General features: G+C 69.3%; 26 protein-coding genes. 13 read left to right on the plus strand and 13 right to left on the minus strand.

Features of this window, described 5'->3' with window-relative positions:
* Positions 1–3: 3 nt before the first annotated feature.
* Both RJ03_RS33280 and RJ03_RS33285 read right to left on the minus strand, forming a co-directional pair.
* Complete coding sequence (locus RJ03_RS33280; protein ID WP_036510707.1) at positions 4–564, minus strand: NUDIX hydrolase; 561 nt, start codon at positions 562–564, stop codon at positions 4–6.
* Between the two features lie 50 nt (positions 565–614).
* Complete coding sequence (locus RJ03_RS33285) at positions 615–1574, minus strand: endonuclease/exonuclease/phosphatase family protein (protein WP_036510916.1); 960 nt, start codon at positions 1572–1574, stop codon at positions 615–617.
* A 227-nt stretch (positions 1575–1801) separates the two neighbouring features.
* Between RJ03_RS33285 and RJ03_RS33290 the strand changes: the two genes are divergently transcribed.
* The 6 genes from RJ03_RS33290 (at position 1802) to RJ03_RS33315 (ending at position 7345) form a co-directional block, all read left to right on the plus strand.
* Positions 1802–2965 carry a PucR family transcriptional regulator gene (locus RJ03_RS33290; RefSeq protein ID WP_051025616.1) on the plus strand — a complete coding sequence of 388 codons (1164 nt, stop codon included), beginning with the start codon at positions 1802–1804 and terminating at the stop codon, positions 2963–2965.
* A gap of 83 nt (positions 2966–3048) precedes the next feature.
* Positions 3049–3600, plus strand: coding sequence for a hypothetical protein (locus RJ03_RS33295; protein WP_036510710.1), 552 nt, complete (start codon positions 3049–3051; stop codon positions 3598–3600).
* 37 nt (positions 3601–3637) lie between these two features.
* Positions 3638–5317 (plus strand): steroid-22-oyl-CoA synthetase, encoded by a 1680-nt coding sequence (gene casI / locus RJ03_RS33300; RefSeq protein WP_051025628.1) that lies wholly within the window; start codon positions 3638–3640, stop codon positions 5315–5317.
* Between the two features lie 227 nt (positions 5318–5544).
* On the plus strand, positions 5545–6159 hold the full coding sequence (locus RJ03_RS33305; protein ID WP_051025617.1) for a DUF4203 domain-containing protein: 615 nt from the start codon (positions 5545–5547) through the stop codon (positions 6157–6159).
* A 96-nt stretch (positions 6160–6255) separates the two neighbouring features.
* Positions 6256–6678 (plus strand): DUF7144 family membrane protein, encoded by a 423-nt coding sequence (locus tag RJ03_RS33310; RefSeq protein WP_036510713.1) that lies wholly within the window; start codon positions 6256–6258, stop codon positions 6676–6678.
* 7 nt (positions 6679–6685) lie between these two features.
* The gene (locus RJ03_RS33315; protein ID WP_036510717.1) at positions 6686–7345 is read left to right on the plus strand and encodes a GAP family protein; all 660 of its coding nucleotides are present in this window, start codon (positions 6686–6688) and stop codon (positions 7343–7345) included.
* Between the two features lie 4 nt (positions 7346–7349).
* Here RJ03_RS33315 and RJ03_RS33320 read toward each other — a convergent pair whose 3' ends face one another.
* Positions 7350–7598: a lipopolysaccharide assembly protein LapA domain-containing protein gene (locus RJ03_RS33320; protein ID WP_036510719.1), complete on the minus strand. Its 249-nt coding sequence runs from the start codon at positions 7596–7598 to the stop codon at positions 7350–7352.
* A 170-nt stretch (positions 7599–7768) separates the two neighbouring features.
* Here RJ03_RS33320 and RJ03_RS33325 point away from each other — a divergent pair, with 170 nt between their 5' ends.
* Entirely contained in the window at positions 7769–9664 is a 1896-nt protein-coding gene (locus RJ03_RS33325) for an alkyl/aryl-sulfatase (RefSeq protein WP_083871539.1), read from the plus strand.
* A gap of 33 nt (positions 9665–9697) precedes the next feature.
* Here RJ03_RS33325 and RJ03_RS33330 read toward each other — a convergent pair whose 3' ends face one another.
* The 8 genes from RJ03_RS33330 to RJ03_RS33360 all read right to left on the minus strand — a co-directional run bounded on the left by RJ03_RS33330 (position 9698) and on the right by RJ03_RS33360 (position 15640).
* Positions 9698–11164, minus strand: a complete 1467-nt coding sequence (locus RJ03_RS33330) for an FAD-dependent oxidoreductase (protein WP_036510722.1) — start codon at positions 11162–11164, stop codon at positions 9698–9700.
* Between the two features lie 37 nt (positions 11165–11201).
* A complete protein-coding gene (locus RJ03_RS38900) occupies positions 11202–11324 on the minus strand; it encodes a hypothetical protein (protein ID WP_262985082.1) in 123 nt (40 codons plus the stop codon).
* 9 nt (positions 11325–11333) lie between these two features.
* A complete protein-coding gene (locus RJ03_RS33335; RefSeq protein WP_051025618.1) occupies positions 11334–11594 on the minus strand; it encodes a ferredoxin in 261 nt (86 codons plus the stop codon).
* Positions 11591–12829, minus strand: coding sequence for an NADH-ubiquinone oxidoreductase-F iron-sulfur binding region domain-containing protein (locus RJ03_RS33340; RefSeq protein ID WP_051025619.1), 1239 nt, complete (start codon positions 12827–12829; stop codon positions 11591–11593). Before RJ03_RS33340 ends, RJ03_RS33335 begins: the two co-directional genes overlap by 4 nt.
* Positions 12826–13398: a ferric reductase-like transmembrane domain-containing protein gene (locus tag RJ03_RS33345; protein ID WP_036510725.1), complete on the minus strand. Its 573-nt coding sequence runs from the start codon at positions 13396–13398 to the stop codon at positions 12826–12828. Before RJ03_RS33345 ends, RJ03_RS33340 begins: the two co-directional genes overlap by 4 nt.
* The gene (locus tag RJ03_RS33350; protein ID WP_036510727.1) at positions 13395–14321 is read right to left on the minus strand and encodes an FAD:protein FMN transferase; all 927 of its coding nucleotides are present in this window, start codon (positions 14319–14321) and stop codon (positions 13395–13397) included. The genes RJ03_RS33345 and RJ03_RS33350 overlap by 4 nt, the downstream gene beginning before the upstream one ends.
* Complete coding sequence (locus RJ03_RS33355; protein ID WP_157163591.1) at positions 14318–14569, minus strand: hypothetical protein; 252 nt, start codon at positions 14567–14569, stop codon at positions 14318–14320. Before RJ03_RS33355 ends, RJ03_RS33350 begins: the two co-directional genes overlap by 4 nt.
* Before the next feature lie 132 nt (positions 14570–14701).
* Positions 14702–15640, minus strand: coding sequence for a GlxA family transcriptional regulator (locus tag RJ03_RS33360; protein WP_036510735.1), 939 nt, complete (start codon positions 15638–15640; stop codon positions 14702–14704).
* A 201-nt stretch (positions 15641–15841) separates the two neighbouring features.
* Between RJ03_RS33360 and RJ03_RS33365 the strand changes: the two genes are divergently transcribed.
* The 5 genes from RJ03_RS33365 to RJ03_RS33385 all read left to right on the plus strand — a co-directional run bounded on the left by RJ03_RS33365 (position 15842) and on the right by RJ03_RS33385 (position 20069).
* Entirely contained in the window at positions 15842–16534 is a 693-nt protein-coding gene (locus RJ03_RS33365) for a DJ-1/PfpI family protein (RefSeq protein ID WP_036510738.1), read from the plus strand.
* 61 nt (positions 16535–16595) lie between these two features.
* On the plus strand, positions 16596–16913 hold the full coding sequence (locus tag RJ03_RS33370; RefSeq protein WP_036510741.1) for a hypothetical protein: 318 nt from the start codon (positions 16596–16598) through the stop codon (positions 16911–16913).
* Complete coding sequence (locus RJ03_RS33375) at positions 16910–17359, plus strand: hypothetical protein (protein ID WP_036510744.1); 450 nt, start codon at positions 16910–16912, stop codon at positions 17357–17359. Before RJ03_RS33370 ends, RJ03_RS33375 begins: the two co-directional genes overlap by 4 nt.
* Positions 17360–17441: 82 nt before the next feature.
* Positions 17442–17924 carry a hypothetical protein gene (locus RJ03_RS33380; protein WP_036510747.1) on the plus strand — a complete coding sequence of 161 codons (483 nt, stop codon included), beginning with the start codon at positions 17442–17444 and terminating at the stop codon, positions 17922–17924.
* Between the two features lie 66 nt (positions 17925–17990).
* Positions 17991–20069, plus strand: coding sequence for an ArnT family glycosyltransferase (locus RJ03_RS33385; RefSeq protein ID WP_373281746.1), 2079 nt, complete (start codon positions 17991–17993; stop codon positions 20067–20069).
* 73 nt (positions 20070–20142) lie between these two features.
* On the opposite strand, the gene RJ03_RS33390 is transcribed toward RJ03_RS33385, so the two are convergent.
* Together RJ03_RS33390 and RJ03_RS33395 are read right to left on the minus strand one after the other, a co-directional pair.
* The gene (locus RJ03_RS33390) at positions 20143–21021 is read right to left on the minus strand and encodes an SAM-dependent methyltransferase (RefSeq protein WP_036510941.1); all 879 of its coding nucleotides are present in this window, start codon (positions 21019–21021) and stop codon (positions 20143–20145) included.
* A 214-nt stretch (positions 21022–21235) separates the two neighbouring features.
* Entirely contained in the window at positions 21236–22168 is a 933-nt protein-coding gene (locus tag RJ03_RS33395; RefSeq protein ID WP_036510752.1) for an SDR family NAD(P)-dependent oxidoreductase, read from the minus strand.
* A gap of 103 nt (positions 22169–22271) precedes the next feature.
* On the opposite strand from RJ03_RS33395, the gene RJ03_RS33400 reads away from it, so the two are divergent.
* Positions 22272–23117 carry a helix-turn-helix transcriptional regulator gene (locus tag RJ03_RS33400; RefSeq protein ID WP_036510755.1) on the plus strand — a complete coding sequence of 282 codons (846 nt, stop codon included), beginning with the start codon at positions 22272–22274 and terminating at the stop codon, positions 23115–23117.
* The last annotated feature ends 11 nt before the right edge of the window (positions 23118–23128 follow it).

Raw genomic sequence — 23128 nt, forward strand, 5'->3', positions numbered from 1 at the left:
ACGCTACGAGGTCAGCGCGGTGCGCAGTTTGGTGAGGAATCGGCTCATGTGCGGGTCGGATTCGGGGAGGGCGTCGGAATCGATCTCCCACCAGCGGCCGGCGGCGAATTCTCGTGGGTCGAGGGTGAAGGGGTGGTCGCGGTGGCCGCGGATCACGTACCAGAGGGAGACGTCGCGGTGGGGGTGAGTTCCGACGGTTCGGGTGCTGGTGAGGAACAGGGGGCTTTCGCCGACGACGGTGAAATCGGCATCCGCTCCGAGCTCTTCGGCGGCTTCTCGTCGGGCGGTGTGCAGAGGGTCTTCCCCCGGGTCGACGTGACCGCCCATGGGCAGGTGTAGTCCGGACTTGCGGTGGGCGCCCAGCAGTACGACGCGGGCATCCGGATCGACGACCACCACATACGACACCAGGTGCTGTGGCGGCGTGGCCGGAGGTTCCCGGCGGAAGATGTCGTCGGTGCCGGCGAGCCAGGACAATGTCTCCCGGATGTGCTCCTGCTCGAGGGTGTCCAGCGGGGTGATCGCTGCGACGATGTCCGCGACGACCGCGGTGGCGGGGTGCATGGGCCGACGATAGCGCCGGGTACCGACAATCGATCCGGACTACCACGGGGCTATTGCGGGTGGGTGAGGCGCAGTTGCGCGATCAGCGCCTTGTGATCGGCGCCGGGCAGGCGGACCGTGTAGACGGTGTCCGCGTGGCCGTCGGCGACCAGGATGTGGTCGATGCCGACCAGCGGTGGCCAGCGCTTGTCGGTGGGATAGGTGACGAGGTGGCCGGCGCCCTCCTGTTCGGCCGCGTCGTGGAACCGGCCCGAGAGCATCGCGCGGAATTGGGCATGGTCGAAGGTCGCGTTGAAATCGCCACCTACGATCACCGGCCGATCCGCGGGCGAACGGTCGAGAATGGCTCGTAGCCGGGATAATTCGTCGGCCCACAGGTGTGTTCCGGAGATCGGGGGCACCGGGTGGAAGGCATAGACGCCGACCGGTCCGACCCCCGGGACGGTGGCGGTCGCGCAGAGCTGGTTCAGGACGAATCCGTCGTATTCGACAGTGTCCGAGAGGGGATAGGCGCTCCAGATTCCGGTACCGGTGGCGGTGCGCCCGGGCGACAGATATCGATGCGGCAGCAACCGGTCCAGGCCCACGTCCTCGAGGGCGTGCACCGCGGCCGGAGTCAGTTCCTCGACGGTCAGAATGCCGACCTTGTGCTCGCGCACCTGCTCGATCAGCGCGTGCGGATCGGCGCCGTCGAAGAGCAGATTGGCCTGCATCACCGTCACCGGTGTGCCGTGATCGCCGGGGGAGCGGCCGACATACAGCGGCGCCTGCGTCCAGATCGCCACGCCCACAACGGCAATGGCCACCGCGACCCCGGCCCATCGCTTCGCGGCAGCGAACAGCGCCACCCCGACAACGGCGGCACACATCAGATACGGCGCGCCCGCCGTTGCCAGAACCAGCCACCGTGACTCGGTCCGATTGAAGTGCAGCGCCACACCGCCGGCGCCCACCAGGGTCGCGACCACGGCGAGCGATTCGAGCGTGATCCGCCCCCACGCCGCCTTCACGCGCCCCACCTCCGCATCCCGAATCCGGCGATCGTCAGCCGCACGGCTTCGCAGGGGGAACGGCACAGGACTCCCATCGGTCGATCGGCTCGCGGACGTGGTGAGTGTATGCACGCGGCACCATCGCCCGACCGCCCACCCAGCGGGAGTATTCGCCGGATTCGTCCGGAGAGTGGTCACACTCTTGCCATTCTGAGCGGATATCTCGCCGGAGTGGAGGTGGGCGAATGGACGAGCCGGGTGCCGAGGCGCCGCGACTGCGCGAACTCGGTGCGGACCCGGACGCCGTGTTGCGGCTGATCCGATATTTCGACGGTTTCGACGAATCCGACACCAACGCGGATACGGTGGTCCGCGCCGCGGCATTGCTGGCCGAATGCCCGGTGGCCGCGAGCTGGCCGTCCGGCACGGTGATCCGCTACGACGCGGCGGGTCGTCCGTTGCCGACGGTGATGCCGCCGGCGGAGACGACCGGCGAGCCGGGCGTATGGCTGGAGCGGACCGGCGCCGCGCATGCCCTCGATGGCGTCCTGGTGGATCGGCTGCGGCACTGTCTGCGGGTGGTGGCGGTGCGCGGTTCGGCGGCGGGGCCGACGGGTCTGGACGACCCCGCGCTGCTCGAGGTCGTGCTGTCGGAGAAGCAACGCCGCGAGGATCGGGTGCGGGCCATGCGCCTGCTCGGGATCGATCCGGCGCAGCCGATGCGGGTGCTCGCCGTGTCGGGACCCGGTGCGGCGGAAGCGGTCCGGATCATCGCGGCCCGGGGCCGAGTGGTGCGTTCGGCCGTGACCGGCGCGACCACCGCCGTGCTGATCCAGGACCGGGAAACCTGCCGGGAGCTGTCGGATGTGCTGAATTCCGCTGTAGTACAGGAATTTCCGGCATCGCGCCGGGGTGCGGGCGGGCCATGGGTGGGGATGGGGGAGCGGCTGCCGGCCTACGCGGCCGCCACGTCGTGGGAGCAGGCGCTGCGCGCGTTGCGTTTCGCCTCCTCGACCTGGCACGGGCGCCGGGTGGTCGCCTACGAACGACTCGGATCGCTGGCCCTGCTCGGCGAGCTGCCCGTGCAGCGACTGCTGCGCACCTCGGATGTGTTGCGGGTCAACGAATTCGCCGCCACGGAGGCCGGTGCGCTCGCCGTCGACACGCTCGAGGCGTTCTGCGTCTTCGGATCGCTGCGGCGCACCGCCGCGGAACTGCATCTGCATCACAGCACCGTGGCCGCGCGCATCGCGCAGGTCGAGGCGGTGATGGGCTGGGATGTCGACGAGGCGCTCGACCGCTTCATGGCCACGCTCGCACTGATGGTGCGGCGCATCGCGCTGTCCTCGGCCGAACTCGCCGCGGATCCGGGAGCAGCCGGGCGCGCCGATCCGACGGGTGTCGGATGAATCCGGCCCTTCCGGCGACACGCGGCGGGTGATCCGGATCACTCGACTCGGTCATGATCGGCAGCGACAGAAGGAGTTTCGACATGGCAGTCATCGATCCGAACCGCACCTGGGCCCCGCTGGAAGAGCGGCTCGCCATCACCACGAACGCACGGCACCGGCAGGTGCTCGAGATCGTCATCGAACATATGAAGGCCGAGGCGAAGCCGGATCTGGACGGCCTCATGCGGACGCTGGTGCCCGAACCGGCCTACCACTTCTGGAACGGCGGACAGGATGTCGGGCCGAAGGGATGGGACGGCGTGCACACCTACTATTCGGATTTCGTCGCGAGCCGCAGCAATATCCTCGAATACGCCCTCGACCGATTGGTCGTCGACGATCACTGTGTGGTGACCGAGGGCTTCCTGAAACAGATCTATCCGGGCGCATATGCCGCACAGATCGGCATTCCCGTCGACGACACCGCGGCCGACTATCTGGTCGTATTCCGGCAATTGCTGTTGTGGCCCGTCGACGCGGAGGGCCGGATCGTCGGTGAGGACTCCTATCACTCCGGACCGGTGGAGATCCGCAAATTGAGTGTCGACGAATTGCCCGGCGAATACGTCGAACTCGTGCACTCGAAGGCGTGAGAACGGCCAGACTCGGCTGATGGAAGGCGATACGGAAATGACCGAACTATCCCCTGCAACCGCGGATGTGCGCCGGGCGGATGTCGCGACCCTGCTGCTCGACCGGCTCGGTGACGAGCGGCTCGGAATGCGCGCCCGTGATCGGGATTGGACCTGGGACGCGGTGGTCCGGGAATCGGCCGCCCGTGCGGATCTGGCGCACTCGCTGCGCCGCGAGGGGCCCTTCCATATCGGGGTCCTGCTGGACAATGTTCCCGACTTCGTCTTCTGGCTGGGGGCGGCGGCCTTGGCGGGTGCCACGGTCGCCGGCCTGAATCCCACTCGCGGTGACGCTCAGCTGGCGGCGGACATCCGATATGTCGACTGCCAGCTGATCGTCACCGACGCGGCCGGGATGGCGCGCCTGCGCGACCTGGATCTCGACCTTCCCGACGACCGGTACCTGCTGGTCGACGCCCCCGGCTATGCCGCGCTCGTCGAATCCCATCGGGTCGAACCGGCGGCCGCCGGCGGCGGCCCGGACGCGCTGATGCTGTTGCTGTTCACCTCCGGCACCACCGGAACCTCGAAAGCGGTGAAATGCAGTCAGCGCCGCCTGGCGATGGTCGCGTACGCGGCGCGGGACAAATACGGTCATGTGCGCGACGATGTCGACTACTGCTGTATGCCGCTGTTCCACGGCAATGCCATCATGGCGTTGTGGGCGCCGGCACTGACGGTCGGCGCGACGGTTTGCCTGACACCGAAATTCTCTGCCTCCCAATTTCTTCCGGACATCCGCTATTTCGGCGCGACCTTCTTCACCTATGTCGGCAAGGCGCTGGGATATCTGCTCGCCACACCCGAAACACCGCGCGACGGTGACAACGACCTGGTGCGCGGTTTCGGCACCGAGGCGTCGGTGGCCGATCAGGCGGAATTCCGGCGTCGCTTCGGCGCCGAATTGTTCGAGGGTTACGGTTCCAGCGAGGGCGCGACCCTGGCGGCGCTGGATCCGAACGCCCCACCCGCGGCCCTCGGCCGTCCCGCGCACGCCGGCGTCGCGGTGGTGAATCCGGATACCCTGCGCGAATGTGCGCGCGCCGAACTCGACGAGTTCGGCCGCGTCCGCAATCCCGACGAGGCGATCGGCGAGATGATCGACAAGGCCGGCGCGCTGGCCTTCGAGGGCTACTACAAGAACGACGCCGCCGATGCCGAACGCATTCGCTACGGCTGGTACTGGACCGGAGACCTCGGCTACATCGATACCGAAGGTTTCCTGTATTTCGCAGGGCGCAAGGGAGATTGGATTCGCGTCGACGGGGAGAACACCTCCGCCCTGATGATCGAACAGGTCCTGCGCCGCCACCATGCGGTCATCGCCGCGGCCGCGTTCGGCGTCCCCGACCCGCGATCCGGTGACCAGGTGATGGCCGCCGTGGAGGTCGCCGACCCGGACTCGTTCGATGTGCGCGAATTCGCCGAATTCCTCACCGCGCAGCGGGATCTCGGTACGAAGGGTACGCCGCGACTGCTTCGGGTGTCGGCGAATCTGCCGGTCACCGGCTCCAACAAGGTGCTCAAACGCCAACTCCAGGAGCAGGCGTGGCGCACCGAGGAGGCCGTCTATCGCTGGATCGGACGCGGCGAACCCGAATACGAACCCATGACGGCGGCGGACAAGCAGGCATGGGAGGCCGAATTCGCGACCTACGGCCGGGAGCGCCTGTTGTAACCGCACGCCACGGTGCGCCAGGTCGTGTTCACCCGGGCGGGATCCTCCGCGGCGGTGCGGGACGGGAAATTCGGCCGGTTGGATGAGGCGTAGGGATGACGCCGGGAATCGCCCGATACGGGTGAGGAAACTTCGGCGCACATTCCCTACTCTCCCGGGTAGCTGCGCGATTACTGTGGCAGGTGCGGCACCCTCGGAAATGCGGTTCACGGTCGAAAGGGGTTCTGATGAACGGCATTGTGGTTGCGCTCATCGGGGCTCTGCTCTGCTTCTACGGAATCAGATCGGTCCACCTGGGCATCCTGGCGATCGGTTTCGGCATCGGGTGGCTGATCGCGGATCTGTTCAACCCGTCGTTCCTGTGGTTGCTCCTGGCCGGATTGATCGGCGCGCTCTCCGCGTGGGTGGTGACGTCGCTGATCTTCCGTTTCGCGTCGTATGTCATCGGCGGGCTGACCGGCGCGATGGTCGGCGCCAAGCTGGCATCGGTGCTGCAACCGGGAGACAAGAACTGGGCGCTCAGCATGATCGTGATCCTGGCGGTCGCAGTCGCCGGCGGCTTCCTCGCCGACCGCTTCCGGGCCCGGGCACTGCTCTGGCTGACCTCGATCGGCGGCGCGAGCATGGTGCTGAGCGGCGTCGGTCGTATGAACGATCACCTGTCGTTCCTGCGGGCGCCAGATTCCACGTGGGAGCAGATCTTCTCGGCGCTGGCCTGGATCGCGCTCTCGGCGGCGGGCTGGATCGTGCAACGCCATCTGTTCGCCGAGAAACTCGGTATCGACCATCTCGCCGGACGGGACAAGCACGACGGCGGCGGCGCCGTCGCCACCGGGCACTGATACCGGCATGGCGGTCACCTCATCCGATTCGGGTGAGGTGGGCCGGCCTCACCTGCGGCAGAGTCGTCGGGAACCCCCGCTCGGAAGGAGTCGGAGATGACAACCCCGTCGCAGCACCGCGCGCCGGCCAACAGCCACCCCGTGCGGCAGGGTTTCGCCGCCGGGACCTCGATCGGCGCCGCGGTCCTGCTCGTCACGGTCGGCATTCTGTCGATCCTGCAGGGGATTTCGGCTGTGGCCGACGACACCCTGTTCGTGGCCGGGCCCGATTACGTCTACAAGGTCGACCTGACCACGTGGGGCTGGGTCCACATCGGACTCGGGATCGTGCTCGTGCTGTGCGCGCTGGGTCTGATGGCCGGAACCGCGTGGGGTCGCGGTGCGGCGATCGGCATCGCGGCGCTGTCGATCATCGCGAATTTCCTCTGGTTGCCGTGGTATCCCTGGTGGTCGCTGATCGTGATCGCCCTCGACGTCGTGGTCATCTGGGCCGTCGCCACCTGGCGCCCGCAGATGTGATGCGGACATGGGTGCTGTCCTCGGTGATCTGCTGCCCCTGGCGGTCGGTGTCGCGATCTCACCGATACCGATCGTGGCCGCCATCCTGATCATCCTCTCGGCGAACGCCGCCCGCGCGGGAACCGGCTTCGCGATCGGCTGGGTGCTCGGAATTGTCGGCGTCACAACGATTTTCGTGGTGCTGTCCGGAACGCTGTCGGATTCGCAGGACAAGCATTCGTCGACGGTGACCGCGTGGGTGAAGATCGTGCTGGGCGTCGTGCTGCTGGGATTGGCCGCGATGCAGTGGCGGTCGCGCTCCGACACCGGTGTACCCGGGTGGATGCGCGCGATCGACACGTTGAGCGCGGTGGGCGCGGTCGGCCTGGGGGCGCTGCTCTCGGCAGTGAATCCGAAGAATCTGCTGCTGTGCGTCTCGGCCGGGGTGGCCATCGGCACCAGTGGGATCGGTGGCGGGCAGGAGGTGATCGCCGTGCTGGTGTTCACGGTGATCGCGGCCGCCAGTGTGCTGGTGGTGGTGATCGGATATCTGGTGGCCGCCGAACGGCTGCGGGAACCGCTCGATCGCGCCCGGCGGTGGTTGCAGGCGAACAATCACGTCGTGATGGCGATCGTGCTGCTGGTGATGGGCGCCGTCGTCCTGGGAAAGGGAATCGGCGGACTGTGACCGGTCAGCGCCGGCCGCGGTGGGTGAACAGGCCCACGATCCAGCCGACGACGAACATGATCAACAGCACCAGCCACAGTGGCGAACTGATGGTCACGGTGAGGATGTTGATGTCGACGCGATGATGATTCTGCGCGACGAAGATGACGGCCAGAATCGCCAGCACGATCGCCACCCACTGCCGCGGCGAGATGCGCGACAGCAGGGAAGGTTTAGCGGCCCGATCCATGGTCTCCTCCTGTGGCTCGCTCATCGGTGACACGGGCATCGCCGACCGGCAGCGCCGAATGCCGTCCAACCGATGATCCGTCGGGCGAGCCGTGCCCACTTCACCCGTCTCGGGTGAGGTCGTCACCCCACCGAGCTGGGAATGTCGCGGGCGAGTCGACACAACCAGCCTTCGTGCAGATTGGGGTGCGTGCTATGACCGGCCAGGGCGACGTTTCCGGGAGCGTGCGGACACAGAACGAGGAGGCGACCCGGGCCCTGCCCTTCGGGGACGATCAGGATTTCGCGGACGCGCGACGTGGATTCATCGCGGCGCTGGAACCCGGCGTGGTCGAGAATGCGGCCGGCGATGTGGTGTGGGACAGCGACGGTTACGCCTTCCTCGACGGGGAATGCCCGCCCACCGTGCATCCCAGCCTGTGGCGGCAGTCGAAATTGTGTGCCATCCAAGGGTTGTTCGAGGTGACCGAGGGGATTTATCAGATTCGCGGGCTCGATCTGTCGAATATGACCGTGGTCGAGGGCGATACCGGCGTGATCGTGATCGATCCGCTGATCTCCCGGGAAACCGCTGCGGCGGGACTCGCGCTGTATCGCACCCACCGCGGTGACCGGCCGGTGACCGGGGTGATCTATTCGCATTCACATATCGACCATTTCGGCGGCGTGAAAGGTGTGACCACGCCGGAGGATGTCGCGGCGGGCCGCTGCCCGATTCTCGCGCCCGCCGGATTCGTCGAACATGCCGTCGAGGAGAACGTCTACGCCGGCACCGCCATGGCCCGCCGCGCCGCCTACATGTACGGCGCCGCCCTGGGGCGGGGGCCGCAGGGCGCGGTCGGCGCCGGATTGGGGCCGACGACCTCGACCGGAACCCCGACCCTCATCACGCCCACGACCGACATCACCCACACCGGGCAGACGGAGATCGTCGACGGTGTGCGCATCGAATTCCAGATGACTCCGGGCACCGAGGCGCCGTCGGAGATGAATTTCTATTTTCCCGACCGGCGCGCACTGTGTATGGCGGAGAACGCGACGCACACCCTGCACAATCTGCTGACACTTCGCGGCGCCCTGGTGCGCGACCCGCATGTGTGGTCGAAATATCTGACCGAATCGATCAATCGTTATGCCGCACAGGCGGATGTGCTGTTCGCCTCGCACCACTGGCCCACCTGGGGAACCGAAAATCTCACGGAATTCCTCGCGCTGCAACGCGATCTGTACGGGTATCTGCACGACCAGACGGTGCGCGCGCTGAACAAGGGCGCCGTCGGCATCGAAATCGCCGAGACCATCGAACTGCCACCGGCCCTCGCCGCGGCCTGGCACACGCACGGCTATTACGGTTCGGTCAGCCACAATGTGAAGGCGATCTATCAGCGCTACATGGGCTGGTTCGAAGGGAACCCGGCCACCCTGTGGGAGCATCCGCCCAGCGAATCGGCGAAGCGGCACGTCGACTTCATGGGCGGCGCCGAGCAGGTGCTGAAGAAGGCGCGCGACTCGTTCGCCGCCGGCGATTTCCGGTGGGTGGCACAGGTTCTCAACTACGTGATATTCGCCGACCCCGGCAATCGCGAGGCACGGGCGCTGCAGGCCGACACCTTCGAACAACTCGGCTACGGTTCGGAGAACGGCACCTGGCGCAACTTCTTCCTGATGGGCGCCTACGAGTTGCGCAATGGATCGGTCGGCACGCCCACGGTCGCCGACGCGCCCGATATCGCCGCGGCGCTCACGGTGGAACAGCTCTTCGACGCCATCGCGCTCCGGATCGACGGTCCCAAGGCCTGGTCGGCCGATATCACCATCGACTGGACGATTTCCGACCTGGATCTCGTGCATCGCACCCAACTGCGCAACGGCGTCCTCGTCCACTACGACGTGAGCGCCGGTATGCCCGCTCCGGACGTCACGTTCACCCTGTCCGACGGCGATCTGCACGCGGCGCTGCTCGGCGCGAAGGATATGCAGCAGCTGATCGCCGACGGCGCGGTCACCGTCGACGGCGATGTGTCGAAGCTGATCGAACTGGTCGGCTACCTGGACGCGCCCGACCCCGACTTCGCGATCGTGACGCCTTAGCGGGCGTCGGAGACTGCCGCCGTCACCGGCCGGTCACAGCTGTTCCAGATCGCGAGTCGCCGGCCCCTCCAACAGTTTTCCGTCGTGGGTGAAGCGCGAGCCGTGCAGCGGGCAATCCCACGAACGCTCGGCGTCGTTCCAGTTCAGGATGCCGTACAGGTGTGGGCAGATCGGCGACACGGTCGAGGTGGTGCCGTCGACGGTGCAGACCCCGACGGGGCGGATGCCGCGACGCTCCACCCGGCCCTCGCCCTCGGCGGGGGTGCCACCGCCACCGAACGCCGCGCTCAGCCAGCCGGTCGTCAGATGCCGTGCGACTTGGATATTCATCGACGCGGCCTTCGCCAGACCGGTCACTTCGCTGCCGCGCCAGGTGCGATACGCCTGCGCCCACGGCTGATGGCCGCCCAGTGCGATGCCGGCCAGCGCGAGACCCGCCGCCACCGCGTTGGTCATCCCCCATTTCGCGTAGCCGGTGGCGACGAGAATGTGATCGCTGCCCGGAAGCAGCGGCCCGACGTAGGGCAGTTGGTCGATGGCCGAATAGTCCTGGGCCGACCAGCGATGGGTCAGCTCGGCATCGGGGAAGTGCGTGCGCGTCCAGTTGTACATGTCGGCGACGTGGGCCATCGCCGATCGGGTTCGGCCCACCACATGCCCGCTGCCGCCGACGAGCAGCAGATCCTCGCCGCCGTGCGGGGCGTACCGCAGTGACCGGGTGGGCTGGTCGGCGGACAGGTACATCTCGTGAGGGAATTCGCCGGGCACCCGGAACGCGGCGGCGTAGGAGCGGTGGGGTTCGAGCCGCGCGAAGTATCCGCCGCGGTCGAGAATCGGTGTGCCGGTGGCCAATACGACGGTCTTCGCGCGGATATCGCCGCGGTCGGTCGACACCGTGTCGCCGTGGACGGCGTGGACGCGGGTGCGTTCGAAGATCGTCGCACCGTGGCGGCAGGCCTGCAGGGTCAGCCCCTCGAGGACGTCCATCGGGTCGAACTGCGCCTGCTCCGCCATACCCACGGCGCCGTGGGTGTGGAACGGCAGCGCGGTCTCCTCGGACCACGCGACGTCGAGTCCGGCCTGTTCGCAGGCACGAAATTCCTTGCGCACCAAGTCGGTTGCGTCCTCGGTGCCGGCGTAGGTGACCGCGTCCGCGTGCTGGGTGGCGATGTCGTTCTCGGCGCAGAACCGCAGGAGCCATTGCTGGCCCTCCAGGTTCGCGTCGACGTATTTGCGCACCGTGCTCGCCGAATGCTTCGCGGTGATCGCCGAGAGGTGCGTGCCCTGCAGCATGCTGAGCTTGCCGGTGGTGTTGCCGGTCGTGACCGCGCCGATCGTGCGGCCCTCGAGCACCGCGACCGTGCGCCCGGCGCGGGCGAAGAGCAGGGCGGTCACCAGGCCGGTGAGCCCGGCGCCGACGACGACGCAGTCGTACTCCCCGTCGGGTTCCGGGGTCACCGGGACCGAGACGGGCGCTCGATCGAGCCACAGAGATGTCACCGGACCAGCCTCCTGTCGTTGCGCGTGTTCCGCCTCGTCACCGCAGGTTGCCTTCTTTGTCCGGCGGCTCCGTCCGGCCCGACCGGTGATTGTGGATCGTGCGGTACAGCAGCACCGCGGCGACCAGGACGACCAAGCCGACGATCACCAGTAGCTCCATATCGAGCCCTTACCCTGGATGGTCGCCTTCAACCCCGTGTCCTCGGATCCGCCGCAGCGACAGCGCCAGGCGCGGGCACAGGCTCACCGCATCCCGGGCGGCGGCGGCCGACTCGCCGTCGAGGACCGGGTCCCGGTGGTCGCGGGTGAGCGGAAAGCCCCAGTCGTCGCGAGCGATGGCATGGGGGAGCAATTCGCTGCACAGGCCGCGGCCGTCGCAGCGAGTCCAGTCGATGTGCAGGCGCCACGCGGGGCGGTCGGGTGCGGTCACCGGGCGGCTCCCTGGGAACGGGCACGGCAGGAACCGTGCCGGTGTCGGTCGATTTCCCCGGCGAAGACGGTCAGGGCGGAACGCGCCAGCCGCGCGGTCCCGTCGGGGTGGTGGCAGGCGCCGCGGCCGTCGACCAGATCGGCGATGCGGGCGATGTCCTGCGGCCGGGCGGGCCCGCCCGCCGCAAGATCGCCGACGGTGCGGGCCAGCTGCGGTAAGCCGTTGCGGCACGGACCGCACTGCCCGGCGCTCTGGGCGGCGAGGTAAGCGGTGAAATCGGCGGTGACCCGCAGCCCGCACTCGTCGTGGCGGAGGACACGCACGACGCCGGCGCCGGGTGTCGCGTGCCAGTGCCGCAACGCTGTCCGGGACAACGCCGCGCCGGTAAGGGCGGCGCCGGGCAGCCAGGCGCCGTGGTATCCGCCGACCAGAACCGCTTGGACCTCGGCCGGATCGGTGCGTCCGAACCGCTGGATCACCTCGGTGAGAGCGGTGCCGAGTGGAATCTCGACGACACCGGCGGCGGTGGTTCCGGACAGGGTGACCAGCATGGTGCCGGGTTCGTCGGGGGTTCCGGCGGCACGGAACCACGACGGCCCGAATCGGGCCAGCAGCGCCAGATGGGCGAGGGTCTCCACGTTCTGCACCAGTGCCGGGCGGCCGTTCAGCCCGGGGCGGGAGGTGCTGACCGGCTTGTCTCGCGGGATCGGCGCGCGACCGGCCAGTCGCTCGAGGACCGCGCTCTTCTCCCCGGCCAGGAAGGTGTCGGCGGCGGGCGTGAGATCCACCCGCCTCGTGTCGTAGCCCGTGGACTGCCGCTCGGCGAGGGCGTGACGAATCGGGTCGAGCAGCCGTTGCGGGGCGTACAGGTGGCAGCGCTGCGCCCCCACGGCGGCGGCCGCCACGGACAGGCCGTCGAGTACGAGATGCGGTGCGCGCCAAAGCAATACGGCATCCTTGTCGCTGTCGGGTTCACCTTCGGCGCCGTTGGCGACCACGATCGCGCGTCGTCCACCAGCCACGGCGGCGAGCTTGCGCGCCACCGGGAAGCCCGCGCCTCCGCGACCGGTGAGACCCGCGGCCGACACCACGTCGATGAACTCGCGTCCGACGGCGCGTGCGGGGCCGTATCGCGCCACGTGCGCGGAGAGCTCGGGTCCGGTGGCCGCCAGCAGCCGGTCGGTGCCCGTCGGGGCGGGTGGAGTCGTGGGGGTTCCGGTCAGTGTCGTCGTCATCGCCGGCTCCTCTCGGGGGCTGTGCTGAATTCGGTGAAACCGCGGCTGAACCGCCAGACGCCGGCGGTGGCCACGGCGAGGATGCACCCGCCGACGAGGGTGAGCAGCCAGACCCGGTCGACGTCACTTCCCGCCCCGAGCGTGTGGATCAGAGCCACCGGCCACAGGGCGTAGACCGACCAGTGCACCAGGCGAAAGAGGCGGGGGCCCAGGCGATGTCGCAACAGGGCGGTGGTCACGACCACCGCCAGCAGGTCGACGGCCAGGGTGCCGAAACCCACCCACAGCGGCCGATAGCCGCCGGTGAACGGCACCACGACGGTCAGCAGCCGCAACTGGGCGTACGGATCGAAGAACAGGGTCAGCACATGCAGGGCGACGAACGCCGTCGCCGCCAGTGCCGCGCCGCGGTGGAATTCGGCCAGCCCCGCGCGGGGGAGCAGGACGGCCCGCCCCGAGCGGGCGGCGATTCCGGCGACGGCCGCGACGGTCAGCAAGATCAGTGCCGTGATGCCGCTGCCCCGGCCGAACGCCCACAATGCCTGGTCGAACGCGGAGCTGCTTATCATCGAATTCCTTCCGGCTCGTCGGGCCAGCTACCGAGGGTGAGCACCCGCCCGTCCCGGTCGACCAGCCGGGCCGGGAGCCCGGCGGACCGCAGCCACGGCAGTGCCGCGCGGCCGCGCACCACGGCGGCGGTGGCGGCGGCATTGGCCGCGAGGCAGGATTCGGCGGCCACCGACACCGTGCGCCAGACCGGCTCCGCGGCACATCCGGTGCGGGGGTCGAGAATGTGGTGTAGCGGGCGTCCGCCACGAATCCAGCGGCGCCGCACCGTACTCGAGGTGGCGATCGCCGCGCCCGCGGGCAACCGGACGAGGGCGGCCGGCTGGGTCGCACCGTCCTGGACGAGTACCTGCCAGTGCTTGCCGGGTGCGGGTCCGGCGGTGGCGATGTCGCCGCCCAGGCTCACCAGTACACCGCAGCCGAGCTCGTCGGCGACCGTGCGCGCACACCGGTCGGCGGCCAGGGCCTTCGCTGTCGCGCCGAAGTCGAGCCGCATGCCGGCGGGCAGCGTCACCGCGCGCGGGGACCGGATCACCTGCGACCAGCCGGGGCGCGGGGTGACGCGCAGCGCGACGACCGCCGGTCCGGTGGTGATCTGCGTGAAATCGCGGTCGTAGCCGAGGTTTTCGAGGTCGGCGCCGATCGTGGGATCGACGTCGCCGCCGGTGTCGCGGGCGACGGTCAGGGCCGCGTCGAGATATTCGTCGAACAACGCGCTGACCGTGGCCGGGCGGCCGGGTGTCAGCGTGCTGATTTCGGAATCGGCGCGAAACCGGTTGCAGGCGTAGTCGACCCGATCCAGGTGGGCGTCGACGAGGCGGCGCGCGTCGGCCAGCGCGGCCGGGTCGGTGACGACGAGGCGGGCGGTGGTGCTCCACAGCTCCCATTCGGCCGCGGCCGTCTCCGCCGCGGGTACCGAGGTCATGAGCCGCTCGAGTGTGCGTGTGCGGTGCCCTGGCCAGGGCTCAGCTGGGGGACGTTGCCCGAGGTGCCGGACGATTGATCGGTGTTGTTGCTGCCCGTGTTGTCGGTGATGGTGGTGCCGGGCGTCGCGGCCGGCCGGTTGTCGGCGTATGCGACGACCGCCGCCGTCGTCGTGCCGACGGCGCCGACGGCTACGAGTATCCCGGCCGCGGTCCGGCCCAGGCGGCGGTTCGGATGTGACGTTCCCATATCGGTCACCTGCTCCGTTCGGTGCTGCGCCGACGCTGTCGGCCCTCTCTGAAAGGCCAGCATGCGGACCGAGGCTGGGTGCCGGCTGTGCGCCGGCAATGAGTTGCCGAGGCGGCGACCGTGAGCTGAAGATCAGCTGAAATTGCGGCGATAGCTGTGCGGGCTGACGCCGGTGGTGCGTTTGAAGCGCTCGCGGAAGGCGGTGGGCGATCCGAAGCCGACCTGGGCGCCGATGCGTTCGACGGAGTGGGCGGTGGATTCCAGCAGGTGCTGGGCGCGGCGGATGCGGGCGCGATGCAGCCACTGCAGCGGCGTGGTGCCGGTGTGCTCGCGGAAGCGGCGGATGAGGGTGCGGGTGCTGACGCCGGCGCGTGCGGCGATCTCGTCGAGGGACAGGTCGGCGGCCAGATTGGTTTCCAGCCAGTTCAGCAGCGGCTCGAGGTCGGAGCCGCGGGGCGTGGGCGCGAAGCCGTGGACGATGAATTGTGCTTGTCCGCCTTCGCGTTCCAGCGGCATCACCGAGAGCCGGGCGGTGTCGGCGGCCACCGCGGAACCGTAGTCGCGGCGGATCATGTGCAGGCACAGGTCCAGCGCCGCGGCGGCACCGGCCGAGGTGAGGATCTGGCCGTTGTCGACGTAGAGCACATCCGGGTCGACCTCGACGGCCGGATACGCGGCCGCCAGCTCGGCGGCGGCGATCCAGTGCGTGGTGGCGCGCAGCCCGTCGAGCAGGCCGGTGGCGGCCAGCGGGAAGGTGCCCGAGCAGATGGAGGCGATGCGTGTTCCGTTCGTGGCGGCGGTGCGCAGCGCGTCGCGGACGGCCGGCGAAATCGGCGCGGTCGGGTCGGCGGTGCCGGGCACCACGATCGTGTCGGCGTCCGCGAGTCCGGTCAGTCCCCAGGGCGCGCGCAGGGTGAATGCTCCGGCATCGACCTCCGGTTGTTCGGCGCAGACCCGGACCTGATAACCGGGGCGGCCGTCGGGCAGCCGCGTCCGGCTGAAGGCCTCGATCGGGGCGGCGAGGTCGAAGGAGACCACTCCTTCCAGGGCGAGAACGGCGACGGTGTGCATGGCTGGAACATACCCTGTCGCCTGCTGTGACATCCGCCATTCCGCCCCCGAAAGCGCTCTGTTCTAGCAGTTCAAAGCCGCTTTCCTCGGATATGTCACTTTCCCGTCGAAACCTGTCGAAAATGCCACTGGGATCCGCGGGAGTGCCCGCATACCGTCGGGCCGTGCCCGGGCCGGCCGGGCGGATGCGAAGGGATTCCCATGCATACTCAGATCGTCCTGTTCGACGGGTTCGATCCGCTCGACGTCATCGCCCCGTACGAGGTGCTCTATGCCGGCGGGACCGCATCCGAGGGCGCGGTGAGCGTCGAACTGGTTTCGGCGGAAGGGCCGCGAGAGGTGGTGAGCGGCACCGGCGGGCTGGAGTTGCGCGCCACCGCGGCACTCGATCCGGCGCGACCCGGTGTGGTGCTGATCCCCGGCGCCTCGGGCCGGATCGGCGAGCCGGGGGAGGTGCCGGACCAGGATGCCGGAACCGCCGGCGAGTGGCGCCGCGACGAATTCATCCCGGTTCTCCTCGGCCGCACCCTGACCACCGGCCTGCCCGACCTGCTCCGCGCGGCGATGGCCAACCCGCGGATCACGGTCGCCGCCGTGTGCGGTGGGTCGCTGATTCTCGCCATGGCGGGACTGCTGGAGGGGCGCCCGGCGACCACTCATCACCTGGGACTGGATCTGCTCGATGCCACAGGCGTGCAGGCCGTGGACGCGCGCGTGGTCGACGACGGCGATCTCGTCACCGGCGCGGGCGTCACCTCCGGTCTCGACCTCGGTCTGTATCTGCTCGAACGCGAGATCGGGCCACGCATCGCCCATGCGGTCGAGCGGCTGTTCGCGCACGAACGCCGTGGCACCGTCTGGCGCCGTCAGGGGCCCGCTCCCGCCACCGTCTGACCCGGCTTGCTCGATCCACGACACATCACTCGATCCACGACATATGAGGAGTAATTGCGTCATGTCCGCCGAAGGCATGTGGGATCTGTCCATCTCCACCCCGATCGGCAGGATTGCCGTCGAACTCGAGCTCCATCGCGTGGACGGCACTCTCGTCGGCACGGCAAGCGGTGCGGGCGAACGGGTTTCGCTACGCGACGTCGTGCTCGACGGTGATCGGCTCACCTGGAATCAGGCCGTCACGTCACCGATGCGATTGAATCTCGCCTTCGCGGTCACGGTGGCGGGCGACACTCTCACCGGCACCGCCAAGGCAGGCCGCCTGCCCGCGTCGAAGGTCACCGGCGTGCGCCGTGGCGGAGCGGGGCGTGCCCGGTGACGAAAGTGCTGCTGTCGCTGCATGTTCTGGCTGCGGTGATCGCGATCGGCCCGGTCGCCGTCGCCGCGAGTATGTTTCCCCCGGCCCTGCGCCGCGCCGCCGGATCGGCGGCCGCCACCGCGAATCTGCGCGTGCTGCACCGTATTTGCCGGGGCTATGCCGCCGTCGGCCTCGCGGTCCCGATCTTCGGGCTGGCCACCGGCGCCGCCCTGGGCGTACTCGGGACCGGATGGTTGATCACATCGATCGCCCTCACCGCCGCGGCCGCGGCGATCCTGGCCACGATGATCCTGCCGGACCAGCGCACCGCACTCACATCCCTCGCACCCGGTCGCGTCGATGCCACGGCCGCACGCCTGGCCATGTCGGCGGGCATCTTCAACCTGCTGTGGGCGACCGTCGCGGTGCTGATGGTGGTGCGCCCCGGATCGACCACCGGCGCCTGAACTCTCGGCGTGTCCGGTCGCGACACGACGAGGATTCCGGCGGGTCGGTGCATTGCGGCGCCGGCCGGAATACCGTGGACGTATGCGCGCTGTCGTCCATCTGGTGCTGTTCGCCTGTGGGGTCGTGATGGCGGTCGGAGCGTTCGGGCCGTTCGTCGGGGTCGTGCAGGCCCGCCACATCCGGCTCGTCGATATCCGCGACGGCTTCGCGACCGGAATTCCGCTGGACGGGGTGCAGGCCCAGTCGCCGCAGCTGCGCGCGTCCTACACGGTGGTGTTGTTGCTCGTCGCCCTGGTGATGCTGCTGGCCGGGCTGTTCGGCTCGCGGATTCTGGGATGGCTCGCGGTGCTGGCCGGCATCGCGGCGCTCGTGGTGCCGGCCTGGCGATTGAATCAGCGGTTCGACAGCCAGTTGCGCGACGACTATCAGCATCTGCTCACCGGTACCTGGGGGCTGTATCTGTTCGGCGGCGCGGTGGTGGTCGCCATCCTCGCGCTGCTCGTGCCGGGTGAGCGGCCCCGGCGCCGGGCTGCAGTAGGTGCGGGGGAGAAGCAGGCCCGCTAGGCGTTCATCGCAACCTCACTGCTCGCTCACAGGTAGCTGTGGAGCTGCACGGGCTGAATAGTCACCGTGACTACATCACTCCTCGAGAATTCGCCGGTGGTGCCGCCCGAGCCAGCGAAGTCCGGCGCCGCCCGCGCATTCGGCGGCGGCGCCGTCGAGCGGGCCGGTCTGGCGGCGCTCCTGATCGCGACGGCGGTGATGTACCTGTGGAACATCACCGTCAACGGGATGGGCAACCAGTTCTACGCCGGCGCGGCCTGGGCCGGATCGAAGAACTGGGAGGCGCTGCTGTTCGGCTCTCTGGATCCGGCCAACTTCATCACCGTCGACAAGCCGCCCGTATCTCAGTGGGTGATGGGGCTGTCCGGCCGCATCTTCGGCTTCTCGAGCGCGAGCATGCTCGTTCCGCAGGCATTGATGGCCGTGGCCGCGGTCGCGCTCCTCTACGGCGCGGTCCGGCGGATCACGGCGAATCACTGGACGGCGCTGCTGGCGGGGGCCGCGCTGGCGATGACGCCGGTGGCGGCGCTGATGTTCCGGTTCGACAATCCCGACGCGGTCATGGTGCTGCTCATGACGGCCGCCGCCTACGCCACCGTGCGGGCACTGGACCGCGCCTCCACGACCTGGCTGATGCTGGCCGGGGCGGCGCTGGGATTCGCATTCCTGGCGAAGATGCTCGAGGGACTGATGGTGCTGCCCGCGCTCGGAGTGGCCTATTTGTTGGCCGCTCCGACTTCGCTGCGCAGACGCCTGCTGCAACTGGTCGGCGGACTCGTCGCGCTGCTGGTGTCCAGCGGCTGGTATGTGCTGCTCACGCTGTGGTGGCCGGCCTCGAGCCGCCCGTACCTGGCCGGGTCGACCGACGACAACTTCATGAATCTGGTGCTCGGATACAACGGTTTCGCCCGCGTGCTCGGCCGCAATCACGGTGGCGGGGCAGCCCCGGCCCACGATCCCGCGTCGACGGCCCAGGCGGCGGCGCATGCCGCCCCGCCCGCGGGCGCGCACAACGGATTCGGCGGATTCGGCGGGCAGGTGCACGGTGTGCAGCGGCTGTTCACCGGTGAATTCGGGTTCGAGATCGGCTGGCTGCTGCCGGCCGCCCTGCTGGCGATGGTGCTGGTGCTCGTCTCACGCGGTCGCGCGCCGCGCACCGACCGGATGCGTGCGGCCGCCATCGTCTTCGGTGGCTGGATCGTGATCGACGGCGGTGTGCTCAGCTACATGAACGGCATGGTGCATCCGTACTACTGCCTCTCGATCGCCCCCGCGGTCGCCGGAATGTTCGCCATCGGTGTCGCCGAACTGTGGAACCGGCGCCACACCGCGTTCGGCCGATTCGGTACGGCCGCACTGCTCGTGGTGACGGGCGTGTGGAGTGCCGTTCTGCTGCACCGCAACAGCGGCTGGTATCCGGAGCTGCGCTGGACGATTCTGGTCGTGACGCTGATCGCCGCGGTGCTGCTGGCCGTGCCCTGGACCTATGCGGCGCATCGCCGCCTCGCGGCCGTCGTCCTGACGGCCGGCCTGATCGGTGGTCTGGCGGGCGGTGCGGCCTACTCGTTCGCGACCGTCGCGACCGCGCACTCCGGTGGTGGGCCGACGGTCGGCCCGGCGCAGGCGAACGCGCGTGGCGGCTTCGGTCAGAGCCGTCCGGATCCGCAGCTCTCGGCGATGTTGCGGGCGACGACTGCGACCTGGGCGGCGGCGACCAACGGTTCGTCCGCGGCCGCCGCACTCGAATTGGACAGCGACAGGCCGGTGATGGCGATCGGTGGGTTCTCCGGCAGCGACCCGGTGCCGACGCTGGCACAGTTCCAGACCGACGTGAAGGACGGCAAGATCGCCTACTACGTCGTACAGGCCGACGGCCGCAATCAGGGCCCGGCGGATGCGCGCGAGCAGGGCGTGACCGGAAACCGGAATCCGGGCACCACCACGGGCCGGGGTGCGGGCCGGGAGCAGGCGGTACCCGGAAACGCGCCGGGGCAGCCGCAGCCGGATACCACCGAGAATGCCGGCGGGCCGGGCGGTTTCGGCCGCAATCAGCACGCCGATATCACCACGTGGGTCACCGCCACCTTCCCCGCGCAGCACATCGGCAACGCCACGGTGTACAACCTGAGCGGCTACCGAGGCTAGGAATGAGTCGAAAGGGATTGGCGGGCAGCGTATCCCGTTGCCCGCCGAGACCCGTTCTCGTCGCGCACGCGCGTCACGGGCGGGTGACGGTCACGAGACTTATCAGTGACTGCTGGCGCCCCTCGGGACCCTCGGGTGTGTGGCCGAGGCTGCGGATGTAGTCCGGAAGGTAGATGCGTTCGCCGGTCCATTCGTGGTCGGTGAACCAGGCGGTGGTGTCGCTGCGCGGCTCGTTGTAGATCAACTTCACCCACTCCGAGCCGGATTCTCCGTCGGCGGCCAGGGCTTCGGCGGCCTCGGCGGGCAGGGGATCCATCTGTTCGACGGCGGCTCGGCTGCCGGGTGCGCTGAGCGAGTGCACGGTGTCGAACAGCTGGTCCTGGGCTGCGGGCGTCAAATAGATCAGCAGCCCCTCGATCAGCCACGCGGTCGGCCGATCGGAATCGAAGCCGCTGTCGCGCAAGGCTTTCGCCCAGTCGCCCCGCAGATCGACCGCCACCTCCCGCCGATCCGCGATCGGTTCGCGCCCGGCTTGTGCGAGGGTCTCGCGCTTGTAGCCGAGGACCGGTGGCCGATCCAGTTCGTAGACGGTGCAGCCCGCCAACGACGGCAGTCGATAGGCCCGCGCGTCCAGGCCCGCCGCGAGCACGACCACCTGCCGGATTCCCGATGCGACGGCGGCATCCAGATAGTCGTCGAAATACCGGGTCCGGAACAGTTGGTGCTGCTGAAACGGGATGCCGAAATCCGTTGTCAGCAAAGGGTGTTCGGGCAGCCGCCCGGCCAGCAGATCGGCCCATTCGCCGCCCGCGGCCGAGACGAACAGCTCGGCGAGCGGGTCCCGCGCCGGGGCGTCGCCCGCGCGTCCGCCCAGTGCGCGAGCTGCCGCGACGAACAATGCCGTGGATCCGACACCGGTGTTGATATCCCAGGAATCCTCGTCGGTACGCATGATCGCCAACCTACCCACCGGGCCGGGCGCGGCCGGGACCCCGCGCCGCACCCGCGCGAATCCGCCACGAAACCCCTGTCACCACGTATTTCCCGCCATCCGACGGGGGTTCCGGGCGGAGAATGCTCTCGTACTTCGCGCGCTGAGGTGCTTACCGGCGGCGCATCGGTGCGGTCCGGCGGCGAGGCCCTCCGATCGGACATCGCGGTGAGCGTTACGCCCGTATCCGCTCCAGCAGCTCGGTGGTCGCCTCCCACAGGCGGCGCTCCCGGTCGCGATCGTGGGCGACGGGATGCACCTCGGTGAGCCGGGTCTTCACCACGAACGCGCCGTCGCGCAGGTGTGCCCATGTGTCGTCGAGAGCGACCGAGGCCAGCAGCGGTCCTGAGCGTTGCGGTGTCGATACGCCGGGCAGCCGGCCCAGAACGCGGCCGATCGCTCGCACGGGTGCGGGGGCGCCGCGGCCGAGCGCGGTACCGGGCATCCATCCCGGTTCGAAGACCGAGACGTTGATCCCGGGCCCGGCGTGGCGCTGTAGTTCGTGGGCGTAGTAGAGGATCGCCAGCTTGGCATTGGAATAGGCGACACCCGAGGCGGTCATGCCGGGGGCGTGGTCGCCGGTGGCAGGGCGAGCGAGGTCGAGGGGATCGGCCCAGTCGGCCTCGGCGACGTTGAGCATTCGGCGCCAGAAGTTGGCGTGATAGGTGTTCGATCCGAGCAGCACCACCCGTGCCGGGGCGGTGAAGGCGCCGAGAAGGTCGCCGATGAGCTGGGCGTGGGCCAGGTGGTTGACGGCGAAGGTCGTCTCGTAACCGTCGCGGGTGGCCTGCCGGGTGTCGGCGGACATGGTGCCGGCATTGGCGATCAGCGCCCGAAGCGGTCGCACGGCACCGGCGGTGAGGAGTTCGCGCACGGTGGTCGCGGCGGCGCGCACATCGGCCAGATCCGCCAGGTCGCAACCGATTTCGCGGACGCGAGCACCCCGCGCGCGGGCCTCCTCGGCTACCTCGGTGAGATCCCGCCCGGCGCGGCCGACCAGGAGGAGATCGGGGCGCTGCCCCTCGGGGCGGGCGGCCAGGGCGAGCGCGGTGGCGCGGCCCAGATTGCGGGTCGGGCCGGTGATGAGAACGGTTCCGGTTTCGGTCATGTCCCCAGCCTGCGAGCCGGGCCGGACCATAGGCAGTCGTCCGGTTGTCGTAGGACTGTCAGGGCCAGGACACACCGGCGGCGGTTCGCGCAGACTGGAGTGCGTGGAAACGTGGGAGTTCGGCCGGACGGTGCGCCGGTGGCGCGACCGGGTGGCGCCCGAGGCCGTCGGTGTGCCGGTGGGTCCCCGCCGCCGGGCCGCGGGATTGCGCCGGGAGGAGTTGGCCGCGCTCGCCGGCATCTCCGCCGATTACCTCACCCGACTCGAACAGGGGCGCGCGACCGCGCCGTCGGCGCAGGTGGTGGAGGCACTGGCCCGCGCCCTGCGCGTGTCGGACAGCGAACGCGATCTGCTCTACCGGCTGGCCGGGCACGCCGCCCCCGGCTCGGACGTGGTGCCCTCGCGCGTCACCGCGAGTGTGCACCGGGTGCTCGACCGGTTGTCGCACACGCCGGTCGTCGTCTACGACGCGAGCTGGACGCTCGTACTGGCCAACGCGCCCTACAACGCGCTGATGGGTGACACCACCTCCTGGCGCGGCCTGGAGCGCAATGCGGTGTGGCGCAACATCACTCGCATGCCGACCCGGGTCGTGCACTCCGAGCGGGAACAGGCCGAACACGAGGCCAGGCTGGTGGCCGATCTGCGCTTGACCGCCTCGCGCTATCCCGCCGACCGCGCGCTGCGACGCCTGATCGCCGACCTGGGCTCAGCGGGCGCACGCTTCACCGACCTCTGGAACGCCGAAACGCCACCGCCCGCACCGGACCCGTCGAGGCGCAAGACGATCGACCACCCGGCGGTCGGCCTGATCACCCTCGACTGCGACACCCTGCTCGTCACTCTCGACGATCTGCGGATTTCGGTCTACACCGCCGAACCCGGCAGCGAGGACGCCGCCCGGCTCGACCTGGCGGTCGTGCTGGGCACGCAATCGCTGACACCATGAGTGCCACGGCC

The sequence above is a fragment of the Nocardia aobensis NBRC 100429 genome, from assembly GCF_000308375.1.
Classification (GTDB): domain Bacteria; phylum Actinomycetota; class Actinomycetes; order Mycobacteriales; family Mycobacteriaceae; genus Nocardia; species Nocardia aobensis.

What these genes read in the sequence shown, in the direction of transcription:
- RJ03_RS33280 (WP_036510707.1), bottom strand. Translation starts at nt 564, where the DNA reads ATGCACCCCGCCACCGCGGTCGTCGCGGACATCGTCGCAGCGATCACC.
- RJ03_RS33290 (WP_051025616.1), top strand. Translation starts at nt 1,802, where the DNA reads ATGGACGAGCCGGGTGCCGAGGCGCCGCGACTGCGCGAACTCGGTGCG.
- RJ03_RS33295 (WP_036510710.1), top strand. Translation starts at nt 3,049, where the DNA reads ATGGCAGTCATCGATCCGAACCGCACCTGGGCCCCGCTGGAAGAGCGG.
- casI (WP_051025628.1), top strand. Translation starts at nt 3,638, where the DNA reads ATGACCGAACTATCCCCTGCAACCGCGGATGTGCGCCGGGCGGATGTC.
- RJ03_RS33305 (WP_051025617.1), top strand. Translation starts at nt 5,545, where the DNA reads ATGAACGGCATTGTGGTTGCGCTCATCGGGGCTCTGCTCTGCTTCTAC.
- RJ03_RS33310 (WP_036510713.1), top strand. Translation starts at nt 6,256, where the DNA reads ATGACAACCCCGTCGCAGCACCGCGCGCCGGCCAACAGCCACCCCGTG.
- RJ03_RS33315 (WP_036510717.1), top strand. Translation starts at nt 6,686, where the DNA reads ATGGGTGCTGTCCTCGGTGATCTGCTGCCCCTGGCGGTCGGTGTCGCG.
- RJ03_RS33320 (WP_036510719.1), bottom strand. Translation starts at nt 7,598, where the DNA reads ATGAGCGAGCCACAGGAGGAGACCATGGATCGGGCCGCTAAACCTTCC.
- RJ03_RS33325 (WP_083871539.1), top strand. Translation starts at nt 7,769, where the DNA reads ATGACCGGCCAGGGCGACGTTTCCGGGAGCGTGCGGACACAGAACGAG.
- RJ03_RS38900 (WP_262985082.1), bottom strand. Translation starts at nt 11,324, where the DNA reads ATGGAGCTACTGGTGATCGTCGGCTTGGTCGTCCTGGTCGCCGCGGTG.
- RJ03_RS33340 (WP_051025619.1), bottom strand. Translation starts at nt 12,829, where the DNA reads ATGACGACGACACTGACCGGAACCCCCACGACTCCACCCGCCCCGACG.
- RJ03_RS33345 (WP_036510725.1), bottom strand. Translation starts at nt 13,398, where the DNA reads ATGATAAGCAGCTCCGCGTTCGACCAGGCATTGTGGGCGTTCGGCCGG.
- RJ03_RS33350 (WP_036510727.1), bottom strand. Translation starts at nt 14,321, where the DNA reads ATGACCTCGGTACCCGCGGCGGAGACGGCCGCGGCCGAATGGGAGCTG.
- RJ03_RS33355 (WP_157163591.1), bottom strand. Translation starts at nt 14,569, where the DNA reads ATGGGAACGTCACATCCGAACCGCCGCCTGGGCCGGACCGCGGCCGGG.
- RJ03_RS33360 (WP_036510735.1), bottom strand. Translation starts at nt 15,640, where the DNA reads ATGCACACCGTCGCCGTTCTCGCCCTGGAAGGAGTGGTCTCCTTCGAC.
- RJ03_RS33365 (WP_036510738.1), top strand. Translation starts at nt 15,842, where the DNA reads ATGCATACTCAGATCGTCCTGTTCGACGGGTTCGATCCGCTCGACGTC.
- RJ03_RS33370 (WP_036510741.1), top strand. Translation starts at nt 16,596, where the DNA reads ATGTCCGCCGAAGGCATGTGGGATCTGTCCATCTCCACCCCGATCGGC.
- RJ03_RS33380 (WP_036510747.1), top strand. Translation starts at nt 17,442, where the DNA reads ATGCGCGCTGTCGTCCATCTGGTGCTGTTCGCCTGTGGGGTCGTGATG.
- RJ03_RS33390 (WP_036510941.1), bottom strand. Translation starts at nt 21,021, where the DNA reads ATGCGTACCGACGAGGATTCCTGGGATATCAACACCGGTGTCGGATCC.
- RJ03_RS33395 (WP_036510752.1), bottom strand. Translation starts at nt 22,168, where the DNA reads ATGACCGAAACCGGAACCGTTCTCATCACCGGCCCGACCCGCAATCTG.